The organism is Segetibacter sp., assembly GCF_025963695.1.
Lineage (GTDB): Bacteria > Bacteroidota > Bacteroidia > Chitinophagales > Chitinophagaceae > Segetibacter.
In genome coordinates this window covers 1-13,569 of the sequence record NZ_JAOQAH010000074.1, presented here as the reverse complement: position 1 = coordinate 13,569, position 13,569 = coordinate 1, and the positions used below count along the sequence as shown (strand labels likewise).

Sequence of the window (13,569 nt, the reverse complement as noted above, 5' to 3'; positions counted from 1 at the left end):
GCAACGATGATGATTAGAAAGACATCGTTCGTATACAAAAAAATAAAAGAGCTGGTTAAGCTCTTTTATTTTTTCCGGAAAAACTTCTTTTATGTTTAGGCCTACTATAGCCTGGATTGTATTCTGGGGTTTCGCCGAAATTATGCGGAACAACTGCTTTTGTAATGATTTTACCAATTAGTGTTTCAATAGTTGCAAACTTCTTTTGTTCCTTTTCATTTATAAGAGTGAACGCAGTTCCGTTAGTTTCAGCACGGGCTGTACGGCCAATTCTATGAACGTAATCTTCTCCATCGTTAGGAACATCGTAGTTTATTACTAAGTCAATATTATCGATGTGAATTCCACGGGAAAGAATGTCGGTTGCAACGAGTATTCTCAGGCGTTTATTGATAAAAGAAGCCAGCACTTGTTCACGCATTCCCTGTTCGAGATCAGAATGAATTTCGTCTGCAGAAAAACCAGCTCTTTTTAATTGATGAGTTAGGTCTTTAACGGTGTGTTTTTTAGAGCAAAAAATAAGAACGGTGTTGTACTCTTCCAGTTTCAACAAATGTTTTATTAAGCTTGGTTTTTGAGCATCATACACGACAAATGCTTCTTGCTTTATTTTCTCTGGAGGCTTTGAAAGTGATATCGTTATTTCTTCAGGATTTTTCAGGATTCTTTTCGCCAATTCTCTTATTTTGCCTGGCATGGTCGCCGAAAAAAGTAAGGTTTGGCGGTTTGATGGTAGGAATGAAATGATCTTCATTATATCATCATTGAATCCCATGTCCAACATTCTATCCGCTTCGTCTAAAATAAGATATTGAAGATGCTTCAATTTTACGTAGCCCATATTTAAATGGCCTATCAGCCTGCCAGGAGTACAAATAACAATTTCAGCACCCTTGGATAACGCTTGTCTTTCCTGAACAAAAGAGGCTCCGTCACCGCCACCATAAACTGCCAGCGAACTAATAGAGGTGAAATAAGACAAGCCTTCTAGATTTTGAGCGATCTGAACCGCTAATTCGCGGGTAGGAACGATAATTAATGCATTGATATGCTCGCTTTCATCTGAATGCATAATCTTTTGAATCAGGGGCAAAAGGAAAGCCGCCGTTTTACCGGTACCTGTTTGTGCAGATGCAATCAAATCTTTTCCCTGTAGTATTAATGGAATTACTTTTTCCTGAACGGGTGTTGCGGTTTCATACCCCGTTGCCTCTATTCCTTCGAGCAACCTTTCATCAAAACCAAAATCTCTAAAAGTCAAAATGGAACGTAATATTAAGTGATAGGATAAATCGTATACTACGATTATTTCAAAGATAATTGAAAATGATGGCAATAGATTTGGGATTAACAATACCGGTAAAATTTTTTACGTAGTGGATAAAGAGAGGTTTTCGAATGGGTGTATAAGGTGTTTTATTTAATAACTGCTTCAATAATAACTACTTATATCCAAGCTGTTTTCTACTCAACTATCCTTGTGGCCTGATTGTTTTATATTTGTTTTTCAAAAAGGATAAAAATGAAACCAGTGATCATTAAGCTAAATCTTGCCGGAACTACTGTTCACGTGAATGCGAGTCACGTATTGTATTATTATGCAAAACATAATGAAAAAGGCCTAGTTGTAACGCAGTTGTTTTTTACTGAAAAATTTGGGTTGGAAGTTTCGGAGACTCCTGCTGAGATTGATGATTTAATTAATGGGGAGGGAAAAGTAGTAGAGTTAGTTAATATTGGAGAATAAGTAATAATTTATTGTAATGTGTTGGATTTATAAATTGTATTATTATGGCAGATGACATTAAAGGTGTTGATCTTAATATAACAAATCCTAACAATCCAGGAAACGACCAGGCACCTGTTGACCCAAGCAATACAAGCGACGTAGGGCAAAAAGTTGAACAAGGAGTAGTAGATACGAAAGCCGGAATTAGTGAGCAAAGTAGCGAATGGGAGGACATGCAGGAAAGGAATATTCCTCCCAGTACTGATGAAACAAGAGTGGAAAATTACATTAAAGATCCGTCGCCGGAAGAAAACAATATTGAAAATGAGCAATAACTTAAGGCATTATTAAAACAGGTACGTGATGTTTTAATAATGCCTTAAAAGGCTCGCGTCTTTTCTACTAATTAATTCCTTCACTTTTTCCAGTTTTGCGTCTACACCTAGCTTTATTGAAGTTGCAGACGGTTTTACTTCTACATCAGGAAAAACTCCCCGACCATTTTTTGGAAACTTGGCGTTTAATACCATGCGGTAAAGAGGTAATGTAACTCTTATCCCTGTGTTTGGTAAAACTATTGTTGTGAGGAACATTGCAGAATTGCCGTAGGCACCTCCGCCTGTTTCTTCACCTACAATTGTGACGTTGTTTTGTCCTTTTAGCTTTGTAGTTATTAAGGTAGCGGCAGAAAAAGTATAGCCTCCTGTTAACAAGTAGATATCGCCATCAAAGTGATTTTTCTTTTTTGGCTTGAAATAGTGGTTCTCGAAATATCTAAAATGTATTCTGTCATCACTGTATTTCTTGCCGGAAATATGCATGCTTAACCAGTAAATAAACCAAGGTCGAATGTGCTTTTTATAAGGAAATTGCCTGGTGAACGCTGCAACCGTATCAGCTACATGAAAAGGATTTTGAACAAGATATTGAGCAAGCCTGGTGCTGGCAAGTACACTTCCTCCTGAGTTTAGTCGGACATCTATAACAACATTCTTAATATTTTGCTTTCTTATTGCCTTAAAACTACTTCTAAAGAACTTGTTTAATTTGCCGTCACTAAATGTATTTACAGACAAAAAAGCGGTATTGAGTGTGGTGTCTAACTGCATGTTTCTGCTACTTAGCAGTTTTAGTCTTTTAAACTGCTTCCTTTGTAAACCGGGGGGTGGCGCTTGGCGGCTTTTGGTCAGTGAATCGGAATTTACCTGGAAATTCTGCAATTGTTTTTCTTTCTGCTGACCCAAACTATCCAAATATTTAACTCTATAAAAACTATCTATGCCGAATGTGTTTCTGTAGTAGGATGGAAAGTTGAAGCTAATGAGTTGGTATTTGAAGTTGTTGGAGTAACCGTCCGTTCCAATAAGTTGACTGATGCTGTCAATAATTTGTTTTGAATTATAACCGTTAATTGCTGTAATGATAGTACCACGTTTTAAATCGTTTGAAGAGTCTAAAGCGGTGGGGGAAAGATTACTAACTACAACTGCACTATCCTCCCAAACTTTTAACGACAATGGAAATTGGGGAAGTCTTCTTTTGCTATAGTAATTCAAATATTTTTTTGAAGATCTTACTGTCGTATGGCCACAATGGATCTTATTGATTGCCCAGGAAATCTTATTTCTAAATGTTTGCTCGGTTAGGGAATCGTGCAAGGATGCGTGGGTCGAGGAAAAGTAACTATTGACAGAATCGGGGGTTGAATACCAGTACAGGCTGGGGTGGTTACTCTTTAAAATATTCTGAAGCAGTAGAAAGTCTTGCTGCAACTGCTGAGGGCTGTATTTTTGACCAGGATTAAAGGAAGCCTTTCTGGTAACACCACAAGAGATGCAGACAGCCACCAATGCTAAAAACGGAATGCTTTTCATTTTCACCGACGCAATATACCACCTGTTATTTTTATTTTTTTGCAAGAAATGGTAAACTGTGTGCTCCGGCCCGGGATTTTAGATCGGAAGGATTAAGCCCGGGTTTATGCCGTGGTACAAGAGTGTGACACAACGATGTTTAATGTTGGTTCAATCGCTGGCAACCCAAAAATAAATTTATTTATAGGTCGGAATAGTTAAGGAGAGTTGAAAAGGGGTATTAAAAAAGACTTATTGTTTGAAAGCGTTCCAACCCTGTGCAGTAAGAGGGTATGTGCTTCCGCCTTTTGTGATGATATGAACACCTTCTTCAATGTCAGTTATGTAACCAATAACACTGATCTGTTCGTTCAAAACTAATTTATCATAATCGCTTTGGGGTACAGTAAAGACGAGTTCATAATCTTCTCCTCCGCTTAATGCACATGCAGTAGGATCCATCTCAAGTTTGTAGGCGTACTGCTTTGCCTGGTCATGTATGGGGATCTTGTCCTCGTAGACGACGCAACCAACATTGCTTTGCTTACAAATATGTAAAGTCTCACTGCTAAGCCCATCACTCACGTCCATCATACTTGTAGGGAGGATATTAGATTGCTCAAAAAAATCAATGATATCTTTTCTTGCTTCGGGCTTTAGTAACCTGCCCACAATATATTGTTCATTTTCAAGATCGGGTTGTATCTGTGGATGTTCCAGGTAAATCTTCTTCTCTCTTTCCAATAGTGTTAAGCCGAGGAAAGCGCTGCCCAGGTCACCGCTTACGCACAACAAGTCACCTTTTGTTGCACCACTTCTTTTTACCACTTTATCCGCGGCTATCTCGCCCAAAGCAGTAATGCTAATGATGAACCCTTTTTGAGAAGTAGAGGTATCGCCTCCGATAAGATCTACTCCATACTTTTCACATGCTGCATACACTCCTTCATAAAAATCATCCAGAGCTTCAACGCTAAACCGGTTACTGAAAGCTATGTTTAGTGTAATGTGTGTGGGAGTTGCATTCATTGCGTACACATCACTTAGATTGACCACTACGCTTTTGTAACCAAGATGCTTAAGAGGCGTATACATGAGATCGAAGTGAATTCCTTCAATCAGCATGTCGGAAGAAATAACTGTTTGTTTACCAAAATGATCAATTACGGCAGCATCGTCGCCAATACTTAAGATGGTTGATGCATTCTGAATCTCGAAATTCTTCGTCAGGTGCTCTATTAAGCCAAACTCTCCAAGCGATGCTATTTCTGTTCTGTTATTCATAAGAGTGTATCGAAATAAACAATAGGATTAATTGGTTTAAGGATTCCAGTTGCCGTTGATTGCCAGAAGTAAGTCGTCGTGAATTTTTCCGTTGGTTGCTAACATATTAGGTTGATAAGGAGAATAGTAGTTACCACCGAAGTCTGTGACTTTGCCACCTGCTTCCTCAAGTATTAAAAAGCCTGCTGCGCTATCCCAGGCGTTTAGGTTATGTTCGTAAAAACCGTCAAATCGACCACATGCGACCCAACAGATGTCTATCGCGGCGCTACCTAAACGTCTTACCGGGATGTTGTTACGAATTAACTTTTCAAATACCTGCAGCGGTCCATTAGGGGCGTCGAGATATGAATACGGAAAACCTGTAACCAGGCAGCTTCGCAGAAGGTCGGACTTATTACTGACCGTTATTTTCTTGTCGTTGAGTGTTGCACCATGCCCTTTTTCGGAAAAGAAGAATTCGTTGATAAAAGGATTGTAAACAGCTCCTAAAATCATTTTTCCGTCTTGCTCAACGCCAATGCTAACGCAACAAATAGGAATGCCGTTCGCAAAATTTACTGTACCGTCTATAGGGTCGATGATCCATTTTGTATTGCTATCCATCTTTAGGTCACCAGCCTCTTCGCTTAACAGATAATGATCGGGAAACTCTTCACGTATAACCTTAAAAATGGCTTCTTCAGACTCTTTGTCCGCCTGGGTAACCAAATCATTAATATTTGATTTGCTACTTACTGTAAAACTTCCATTAAAGTATTGTTGTAGAACTTTCGAGCCTGCAAGGGTTGCCTTTATTAGTGTTTGCTTAAGCATTTGCAAATATACTATCTGTCAACTAACTAGTAATTCTAACGGTAAAACATTTAGAGTTTTGTTGAATTGTATAAAAGGTCGTAATTCGTGGTTTTATAAATTACACCTCCCTTTTTGCAGTTATCGGTTATTATAGTTAATTACAATGTCAAGTATTTTCTTGAGCAATGTTTGTGTTCTCTGTTTGCAGCAACAGAACAAATCGATGCAGAAGTATGGGTTATTGATAATGCATCAACCGATGGAAGTATTGATTACCTGAAACCGAAATTTCCACGCGCTTTTTTTATTGCTAATGCAGAAAACGTGGGGTTTGCAAAAGCGAACAACCAGATTTTAGAGAATTGCAAAGGTGACTTGGTTTTGTTCTTAAACCCCGACACAATTCTACCGGAGGATTGCCTGACGACGTGTATTGAGTTTATGAGGAATGCTGCTGTTGGCGGATTGGGCATTAGAATGATAGATGGAAGCGGAAAGTTTTTGCCAGAAAGCAAGCGCTCTTTTCCTACCCCGTTAACCGCTTTTTATAAACTCATAGGCCTGAGTAGCTTGTTTCCTTCGTCTAAAACATTTTCTCGGTATTCCCTTGCATATTTAGACCAATACAAAAACCATGAAGTGGATGTACTGGCCGGCGCATTCCTACTTAGCCGAAAAGAGATACTGGTCGAATTAAATGGTTTTGATGAAGCTTTCTTTATGTATGGAGAGGACATAGATTTAAGCTTTAGAATACAAAAGCTTGGATACAAAAACGTCTACTTCAGCGAAAGTACGATTGTGCATTTTAAAGGAGAAAGCACCAGAAAGGGGAGTCTTAATTACGTTAAGATGTTTTACCTGGCCATGAGCGTATTTGTAAAAAAACATTATACCGGAGCCTCAGCAAGGGTATTTGCATTTTTTATACATGTAGCAATATGGTTAAGGGCTGCCGTTGCGGCTTTGGTAAGATTCGTTTTAAGAATTGGAATGCCTCTTCTTGATGCTGTTATAATTTACGCCTCTTTTAAAATAACCAATTACTGCTGGGTAAAGTACGTTCGGGAAGGACAGGGTTTTGTACGACAACTGGTAGATATTTCTCTTCCGGGATTTACCCTTGTTTTTTTGGCTACAGCAACGCTTGCGGGTATTTATGATAATAAGTACAGGCCTTTAAAAGCGGTTTATGCTGCGTTTATTGCAATTGTAGTAAATCTTGCCGTTTATTCTTTGCTACCTGAAAAGTATCGCTTTTCACGCGGAGTTATCTTAATCGGGGGTTTCATTGCGTTGCTGCTGATTACTTTTGTAAGGTGGATTTTAATAAAAACAAGATTTGTAGAAGATGATATTGAAGACAACAAACTACTGCAAACAATAATAGTTGGAAGTAACGAAGAATTTAGTCACGTAAAAGAGCTGTTTACGCACGCTGGGTGGCAAGAACGAATAATAGGACGGGTAGCAGTAAATGGTGATAGAAGGGATGCACTGGGAACAATTGATGAGTTGGTTGAATTGATAGGAAGTAGCCAGGTAAGGGAAATTATTTTTTGCGAGGGATACCTGACGTACAAGGCTATCATTTCTTTAATTCAAAAAGTTCCGAACGGTATTTCTGTTCGTTTTTACTCAGCAAAAACGGACAGTATTGTGGGGAGCGATTCTAAGAATAGATTGGGAGAGTATGTTTCTGCCCATCCGAATTTTGCTATAAAAGACGAATATCAAAAAAGGATGAAAAGGATTGTTGATGTGTTTGTAGCAACACTGCTATTAATAACCTTTCCTATACAAATTGTATTGTTACGGTATAATTGGAGCAAGAATGCGATTGCTGTTTTGCTGGGTAAAAAAACCTGGGTTGGTTATCTTAATCATCAAGACACGCTTCCTTCTTTAATACCGGGGACATTATCAGTAACAGGCAATCCGGCTTTTCTTCAGCCTCACCTAACCAAAGACGCCATCTCGAAACTGGATTACTTGTATGCAAAAAATTACGATTGGAAGCAGGACATTACAATCATACTAGGAGCCTATAAAAAATTCTCCCTGTCTTCTAAATCCTGATTTAATGTGAAGGTTGCTTAAAACAATTCTTTTCAATTTAATGTAGTTTCGTTTTTTATTTCCAATGAAACATTTGCTTCAACTTTGCCTTTGTAAACTAGTTGGAAAATAAATAATGGAATAGGAAAATCTAGTAACGAAATTGATACAATGATGTCGGCCCTATTGAATGGTTTGGCTTTAGGATTACTGCTCAGTATTTCAGTTGGCCCTGTTATTTTTTCAATTATCAAGCAAAGTTTGAACAACGGTCATAAAGGAGGGCTTGCTTTTATTGCAGGTGTCTCTGCAAGTGATATAACTATTGTTGTAATCAGCAACTTGTTCACAACGATGTTTGACAACTTAATTGAGTACAAGGTTCCAATTGGGGTAGGGGGAAGTGCGCTGTTAATTGCTTTAGGGGTATATATAACCTTCTTTAAAAAAATAAAAGTAAACGCTGCAGGTTTGCAGGTTATAGAAATGGAAACTCACCATTACGTTAAGATATTTTTATCGGGGTATTTTATGAATCTGTTAAACCCCAGTGTAATTGGTTTCTGGCTGCTTACTTCTACTTCTTTGCTGGTTCAAACGCAGAATTACCGGCTAGTCGTTTATATAACATGTTTAATAGTTGTAGCGGGATTTGATTTTTTAAAAGTTATGCTTGCAGGTAAAATTCGTAACAAACTAACACCCCATAATATTCATATCATCAATCGTATTAGCGGGATGATTTTAATTGGTTTTGGACTTGCTTTAGTGTGGGGAATACTAGCGCTCGGAGATAGAATAAGCAATATTGATTTTTAGGAAATCGACGGGCTGGCAAGGTAAAAGAGAAATACGGTTAAAGGCTACAGCTCCTCACAGAGATGCAGATGAAAGTAATGCGTCGCAACCAGCGATCCTTATTGATCTACTGTCCGGTTCAATAAGTTGCTCTTTTCTTACCTCAGCAATAGTTGTGAAGGATGTGGGAAAATTATCTTTTTGAATGGTCGTTCGGAATCAAATGTGCGAAAAAAAGATAAATTCATACCAGTTGAGCAGTGCGCAATAAAGTATAGCACCTTATCTTGCCACATATATTTCCATGACTGTTAAAGACCTTTTTGGCCGGCTATTTCGCAAAATACTGAAGTGGTTCCTTTGGGCTTTTGTTCTTTCAAACCTTTATTTGGTCTTGTGTAAATGGATGTTGCCTCCTGTAACAGTTACCCAGCTGGGAAGCCTTTTTAGTGGCCACGGTCTAAAGAGAGATTATGTTGATGATGATGAAATATCGCCGTACGCGAAGTTGGCGGTGATGGCCAGTGAGGATCAATTATTTCCCGATCACGGGGGATTTGATTGGAAATCGATTGAAAAGAGCCTGCAAAACAAACCGGGAAAAAGGAAAAAAGTAGCCGGTGCGGGAGCAAGTACAATTAGTCAGCAAGTTGCAAAAAACGTTTTTCTGTGGCAGGGCAGTGGCATTATGCGTTATGTTCGGAAGCTACCTGAGATTTATTATACAAAAATGATTGAGTGGGTTTGGGGGAAACAAAGAATACTTGAAGTTTACCTGAATATAGCAGAAATGGGTGACGGTATATTTGGCATAGAGGCAGCATCGAAAGCATATTTTGGAAAGGCTGCCATAAAACTAAACAGGCCCGAAGCTGCTATGATTATTGCTTGCCTGCCAAGCCCTAAAAGATATACAGTAAAGCCAATGAGCCGATGGGTTGCATGGAAGTACCCGCGAGTTTTACAGCAAATGAGAAATATTGAGGATGACGCAGATGTAAGAAACCTTGTTTACACTGCTAAATAGCTGCTGCTTGTATTGAATCTATTGCAATTTTAAGACGTTCTTCATGTTTACCTTTTACATCAATCCATGTAACCGTTTGGTTAATGAGGATGTCTTTATAAATATGATACAATTCTTCTCTCGATTGTAGATCGGGGTATTCGCGTAGTTCATCCTTTACCCAGGGCAAATCAATATTACAAAGCAGGTAAAGATCACATGTACTCTCTACAATTTTGTCTAGAATAAATTGGTGACACCTGCCAAAAACATACTCGCACCAAGTCTTCATAACGTACATATCGGTATCTACGAATAGTAATGGTCTCGCCGTTTTTCTTCCGTTTTCTACCCATTTTGCCGTAGCCTTCCTGGCATATTCTTCTTCTAATGCAAGTTGGCCTTTGGCAATAGTTAGCAAGTCTTCAAACGTGTATTTGGTACCATGAGCAAGTAAATATTCACGTGCGTATTCAGGACACCATACAGCGTCAAAGTTTTGTGCAAGCAATTTGCATAAAGTGCTTTTGCCAGTGCTTTCAGGACCTATGGCTACCACCTTGCTAACCTCTTGCATAAACTGCTTTTTTACGCCACGCGGCCAAGCCAACAAAGGCCATTAGCAATAGTACCACAAATTGAAAACTTGTAAAGACATAACCTTTTATAAAGTACAGAGGAATAGAAGCAGTATTTGTTATAATCCACCAATACCAGCTTTCTACTTTTTTCCTGGCCATTAACAACATTCCGGTGTAGGCGGTTGCTGATGCAAATGCATCTGCAGCAGGAATAGCCTCAGGAGCGAACCCTTTTTTTAAGTACGATAAGGCTGAGTATATAACCAGGAATAAACTCCCGAAAAAGAGCAGGTGTAACGTCCATTCTTTATTCGTGCTATATTTTATTGTTAAAACGGTCCCATTGGTTTTATCTTTTTTCACCCAAAGAATCCACCCATAAATACTCATGATTGTATAAAAAATATTTACGCTTGCCTCACCAAAAAGATTCCCCTTAAGACTGAGGTAGATGAAGATGACAGTATTTATTATGCCGGTAGGGTAGACCCAAATGTTTGCTTTCTGAGAAAAATATACACTTATGATACCGCAAACAACCGCAGTAAATTCGATTGCGCCTGTTTGTTGTATGCCTGTAATAAATTGTGTGTAGATCTCGGGGAAACTCAAACGTATCTTTTATAAAATTTAAAAACTTTTCGGGCAGATATAATTAGAAAAAGGGGGGGTAACAAATTCTAACCGTATACCTGTTTTAAAATCTTTTGACCTTCTTTTTGATGTTTTATTCTTTCTTGTATTTTATCCAAAGCCTTCCTAAATGCTATAAACAAATCTTCTTTTTCTTCCTGATCATACGGAAGCCTTGATATAACAATTAACACCAGGTTTTCGAAAAATTTTCTTCCGCCAGGTTTTTTAAAAAAGACTTCCATAAGGCTGGTATCTCCTTTTGAAATACTGTGTATGATCTGTTCTAACTTTTCCCTGTCCATAACGTTGTAAAGGTGGGGTTGGATTAAGCAAAAAAAGTGTTAGTATTTGAAAGAAATGCTTTTTGGGATAAAACTTGTTTTGCAGGCTTAGGAGTTATTGAACAAGAAAAACAATCTATACAAGAAACTACTTAGCCTTCCCGGCTTATGGAGAAGGCTAAGTAGCTACGATTTTGAAATTATTCTAATCAATAAAACGTAGATTATTACGAATAGACCATATTTAAAAATTGAAACCAAAACGTAGTCCTACGTTTTCAAGGGTTTCACCCTTTTTTGAAAAACCGGTATACTTAAGGGTAGCGTCAATGTTTGGAGACAATTTTAAACCAACTCCTGGAGAATAAGCAAAACTGGTTCCCATACCTGTTTTAGTTCCAAATGCAGCTCCTAACTGTGCATGAAAAAATGCAGCAGGAGTGAAGTAATATTTTACACCACCAAGAAGTGGAACAAAGCCTACACTTCCACTACCATAACTAGATTTAAGTGGCCAGTGCGAATATCCGGCACTCACTGTTATTCCAAGGTCTGTATCCGGCATTGTCTCGTATTGAAGGTTACCGCCAAGAACAGCAGAATAAGGCTTTCCATTATCACCCAATGGTAAACCTGCTTCTACACCAATACCAAAGTGTGAAGTACTCGATAAAGCGGTTCGGCTTCTGCTCTCTCTTTGAGCATTGCTTGCATAAACTACTGTCGACAACAAGAAAAATAAGAATACTTTTTTCATATCTATAGATTTTGTAGTGCTCTTTGCAAATTTGAAACCAAAAGAAAATAAACTTCTTTTTTTAGTGAGTACTTCTTTTAATTGTGCTATCAGAATCCTAACGTCCATCCACACTCTTACAACATATCCGTTCCTTTAAAACCGTTGACAATCAGTTGGTAAGAAGGAGGGCTTTTTAAATATGGCGGGGTAATTGTAATTAGACCCGAAATTATAACCATGAAAAACAGTAATTTCAAAAAATGGATTTCGGCCTGTTTCATTGCAAGCAGTCTTTTGGTAACCGCTGACGGTAAGAGCCAGGATAGAAAGTTGCCGGATGGCTCTATTATTTATAGCGACGGTACAAGGAGACTTCCAAATGGTACAATTATCTATAAAGGAGGAAATAATCAAAACAAGGAGTATCCTAATACAGGTAGTGTGATTACGATGCCAGACGGCTCCGTAATATATCCTGATGGATCGAGAAGAAGTCCTAATGAAGGCAAAAGAAATCATCGTGCTTATAGAGGTCGAAATAACCGAAGAGAGTTACCTCGGGGCCAGGCAAGAAAGGAGTATGGTGCAGGTGAAAAAGATCACGCTCATGGTCAATACAAAAAAGGAAAGGGTAATGGTCACAAAAAAGGAAAAGGCCACAATGACTAGTTATGCAATCTATCATAGAAGCCGCTCTCGAAAGGTGCGGCTTTTTTTATGTCCATTTATATTCCACTTTTTTTATTACCGCCACAGGTTGCTTCTTATATTTGGTTGAGGACCAGAGACAGACAGTGCACAATTTGAAGTGATGCAACCTTAACCTCTGATTATTTTTTACTTTTAAAAATTCGGTTGGATTAAAGACTGTTTATGCACATATTAATTATGAGGTATCTTTTGTTCCTCCCGTTAATGATGGGAACACTTCATCAACCTTCAGGTAAATTAAAAGCGGCCACTGCTAATAACGGTACTCTTAATCACCGTTCGGATCTTAATAAAACCAAAACTAATAAGTTTGGAATTTCAATCATTCTATATCGCCTTCCTAAAGCAGAAAAATTAGAAGACATAAAAGACCTCGAAATTCAAATAGCAAAAACTGCAGACACCAGGGTTAACTTATACAAGATTACCGGTGACCTCGCAACAATTTTTCTAAATACAACAGACCCTTTCACTAATTCTAAAACTATTGCTTATAGAATGTTATATGGTAATCGGGCGGGGAAAAGTGTAAGTGTTGGAGACGTGGGCGGATTTCTTGCAACTTCTGAAATAAAAGAGATAACCCAATGGATAAAGAAAAACAAAATTGAAACATTCGAGGGATTCTCAAAAGTGTACGATAATCTATCAAACGAGGTTAAAAAAGAATTGGAAGAAATGGGGACCGAAGATAAAGCAGGGTTATTTGATGGATATGTTAGACCTCTTGTAGTCTTGTATTTTACAGCACTCGAAAATGATAATTCTGTTGTCTTCATAGGGCGATAGTTGGAATAGTTAATAAGGCAGCTTTGTAGAATAAAGTTTTTGAACAGAATAAAAGGGGAAGATTTTAGAATGTCTCTTTCGGGTTGCGCTAACTATTAATCCCTTATACTTAAATTGCTGTTTCTAAATTGCCATAAATGAATAAACTGCTTCTGTCTTTTGTTTTTCTCACTTCTATCGTTCTGTTGTCGCTGGCCTTTAATAAAAAAGAACTTGCTTCAAGTGGAGACTGGCCCGAATACCTTGGTGGCCCTGATCGTAATCATTATTCAGAATTAAAGCAGATAAAAGCCTCTAACATAAATC

General features: G+C 38.2%; 15 protein-coding genes. 7 read left to right on the top strand and 8 right to left on the bottom strand.

Translation table 11 applies throughout. From position 1 onward, the window contains the following. Positions 1 to 55: 55 nt before the first annotated feature. Positions 56 to 1,261 (bottom strand): DEAD/DEAH box helicase, encoded by a 1,206-nt coding sequence (locus JWR87_RS12630; RefSeq protein WP_297820601.1) that lies wholly within the window; start codon positions 1,259 to 1,261, stop codon positions 56 to 58. 261 nt (positions 1,262 to 1,522) lie between these two features. On the opposite strand from JWR87_RS12630, the gene JWR87_RS12625 reads away from it, so the two are divergent. Further along, positions 1,523 to 1,747, top strand: a complete 225-nt coding sequence (locus tag JWR87_RS12625; RefSeq protein WP_297820600.1) for a hypothetical protein — start codon at positions 1,523 to 1,525, stop codon at positions 1,745 to 1,747. A gap of 44 nt (positions 1,748 to 1,791) precedes the next feature. After that, positions 1,792 to 2,064 carry a hypothetical protein gene (locus JWR87_RS12620; RefSeq protein ID WP_297820598.1) on the top strand — a complete coding sequence of 91 codons (273 nt, stop codon included), beginning with the start codon at positions 1,792 to 1,794 and terminating at the stop codon, positions 2,062 to 2,064. A gap of 33 nt (positions 2,065 to 2,097) precedes the next feature. Here JWR87_RS12620 and JWR87_RS12615 read toward each other — a convergent pair whose 3' ends face one another. The 3 genes from JWR87_RS12615 to JWR87_RS12605 form a co-directional block, all read right to left on the bottom strand. After that, positions 2,098 to 3,603, bottom strand: coding sequence for a S41 family peptidase (locus tag JWR87_RS12615; protein ID WP_297820595.1), 1,506 nt, complete (start codon positions 3,601 to 3,603; stop codon positions 2,098 to 2,100). A gap of 231 nt (positions 3,604 to 3,834) precedes the next feature. Next, positions 3,835 to 4,866 carry a thiamine-phosphate kinase gene (thiL, locus tag JWR87_RS12610; protein WP_297820593.1) on the bottom strand — a complete coding sequence of 344 codons (1,032 nt, stop codon included), beginning with the start codon at positions 4,864 to 4,866 and terminating at the stop codon, positions 3,835 to 3,837. 36 nt (positions 4,867 to 4,902) lie between these two features. Then, a complete protein-coding gene (locus tag JWR87_RS12605; protein ID WP_297820591.1) occupies positions 4,903 to 5,682 on the bottom strand; it encodes an inositol monophosphatase family protein in 780 nt (259 codons plus the stop codon). A 114-nt stretch (positions 5,683 to 5,796) separates the two neighbouring features. Here JWR87_RS12605 and JWR87_RS12600 point away from each other — a divergent pair, with 114 nt between their 5' ends. From JWR87_RS12600 to mtgA, 3 genes are all read left to right on the top strand, one after another. Beyond that, positions 5,797 to 7,743 (top strand): glycosyltransferase family 2 protein, encoded by a 1,947-nt coding sequence (locus JWR87_RS12600; protein WP_297820589.1) that lies wholly within the window; start codon positions 5,797 to 5,799, stop codon positions 7,741 to 7,743. A gap of 150 nt (positions 7,744 to 7,893) precedes the next feature. Beyond that, the gene (locus JWR87_RS12595; protein WP_297820587.1) at positions 7,894 to 8,541 is read left to right on the top strand and encodes a LysE family transporter; all 648 of its coding nucleotides are present in this window, start codon (positions 7,894 to 7,896) and stop codon (positions 8,539 to 8,541) included. Positions 8,542 to 8,824: 283 nt separating this feature from the next. Next, the gene (mtgA, locus tag JWR87_RS12590; RefSeq protein WP_297820585.1) at positions 8,825 to 9,547 is read left to right on the top strand and encodes a monofunctional biosynthetic peptidoglycan transglycosylase; all 723 of its coding nucleotides are present in this window, start codon (positions 8,825 to 8,827) and stop codon (positions 9,545 to 9,547) included. On the opposite strand, the gene JWR87_RS12585 is transcribed toward mtgA, so the two are convergent. The 4 genes from JWR87_RS12585 to JWR87_RS12570 all read right to left on the bottom strand — a co-directional run bounded on the left by JWR87_RS12585 (position 9,540) and on the right by JWR87_RS12570 (position 11,781). Then, positions 9,540 to 10,103 carry an ATP-binding protein gene (locus JWR87_RS12585; RefSeq protein WP_297820583.1) on the bottom strand — a complete coding sequence of 188 codons (564 nt, stop codon included), beginning with the start codon at positions 10,101 to 10,103 and terminating at the stop codon, positions 9,540 to 9,542. The two genes, mtgA and JWR87_RS12585, sit on opposite strands and share 8 nt — an antisense overlap. Beyond that, the gene (pnuC, locus tag JWR87_RS12580) at positions 10,090 to 10,719 is read right to left on the bottom strand and encodes a nicotinamide riboside transporter PnuC (protein ID WP_297820581.1); all 630 of its coding nucleotides are present in this window, start codon (positions 10,717 to 10,719) and stop codon (positions 10,090 to 10,092) included. The genes JWR87_RS12585 and pnuC overlap by 14 nt, the downstream gene beginning before the upstream one ends. 68 nt (positions 10,720 to 10,787) lie before the next feature. Further along, positions 10,788 to 11,045, bottom strand: a complete 258-nt coding sequence (locus tag JWR87_RS12575; RefSeq protein WP_297820579.1) for a hypothetical protein — start codon at positions 11,043 to 11,045, stop codon at positions 10,788 to 10,790. Between the two features lie 223 nt (positions 11,046 to 11,268). Continuing rightward, positions 11,269 to 11,781, bottom strand: coding sequence for a hypothetical protein (locus JWR87_RS12570; RefSeq protein WP_297820577.1), 513 nt, complete (start codon positions 11,779 to 11,781; stop codon positions 11,269 to 11,271). A 219-nt stretch (positions 11,782 to 12,000) separates the two neighbouring features. Between JWR87_RS12570 and JWR87_RS12565 the strand changes: the two genes are divergently transcribed. Together JWR87_RS12565 and JWR87_RS12560 are read left to right on the top strand one after the other, a co-directional pair. Next, positions 12,001 to 12,432: a hypothetical protein gene (locus JWR87_RS12565; protein WP_297820575.1), complete on the top strand. Its 432-nt coding sequence runs from the start codon at positions 12,001 to 12,003 to the stop codon at positions 12,430 to 12,432. A gap of 204 nt (positions 12,433 to 12,636) precedes the next feature. Beyond that, a complete protein-coding gene (locus JWR87_RS12560; protein ID WP_297820573.1) occupies positions 12,637 to 13,263 on the top strand; it encodes a hypothetical protein in 627 nt (208 codons plus the stop codon). The last annotated feature ends 306 nt before the right edge of the window (positions 13,264 to 13,569 follow it).

Bases quoted from the DNA above. Each gene is read 5' to 3' on its own strand.
- JWR87_RS12570 (WP_297820577.1), bottom strand. From the start codon at position 11,781: ATGAAAAAAGTATTCTTATTTTTCTTGTTGTCGACAGTAGTTTATGCA.
- JWR87_RS12565 (WP_297820575.1), top strand. From the start codon at position 12,001: ATGAAAAACAGTAATTTCAAAAAATGGATTTCGGCCTGTTTCATTGCA.
- JWR87_RS12585 (WP_297820583.1), bottom strand. From the start codon at position 10,103: ATGCAAGAGGTTAGCAAGGTGGTAGCCATAGGTCCTGAAAGCACTGGC.
- JWR87_RS12575 (WP_297820579.1), bottom strand. From the start codon at position 11,045: ATGGACAGGGAAAAGTTAGAACAGATCATACACAGTATTTCAAAAGGA.
- JWR87_RS12615 (WP_297820595.1), bottom strand. From the start codon at position 3,603: ATGAAAAGCATTCCGTTTTTAGCATTGGTGGCTGTCTGCATCTCTTGT.
- JWR87_RS12595 (WP_297820587.1), top strand. From the start codon at position 7,894: ATGATGTCGGCCCTATTGAATGGTTTGGCTTTAGGATTACTGCTCAGT.
- JWR87_RS12605 (WP_297820591.1), bottom strand. From the start codon at position 5,682: ATGCTTAAGCAAACACTAATAAAGGCAACCCTTGCAGGCTCGAAAGTT.
- mtgA (WP_297820585.1), top strand. From the start codon at position 8,825: ATGACTGTTAAAGACCTTTTTGGCCGGCTATTTCGCAAAATACTGAAG.
- JWR87_RS12620 (WP_297820598.1), top strand. From the start codon at position 1,792: ATGGCAGATGACATTAAAGGTGTTGATCTTAATATAACAAATCCTAAC.
- JWR87_RS12625 (WP_297820600.1), top strand. From the start codon at position 1,523: ATGAAACCAGTGATCATTAAGCTAAATCTTGCCGGAACTACTGTTCAC.
- thiL (WP_297820593.1), bottom strand. From the start codon at position 4,866: ATGAATAACAGAACAGAAATAGCATCGCTTGGAGAGTTTGGCTTAATA.
- JWR87_RS12560 (WP_297820573.1), top strand. From the start codon at position 12,637: ATGCACATATTAATTATGAGGTATCTTTTGTTCCTCCCGTTAATGATG.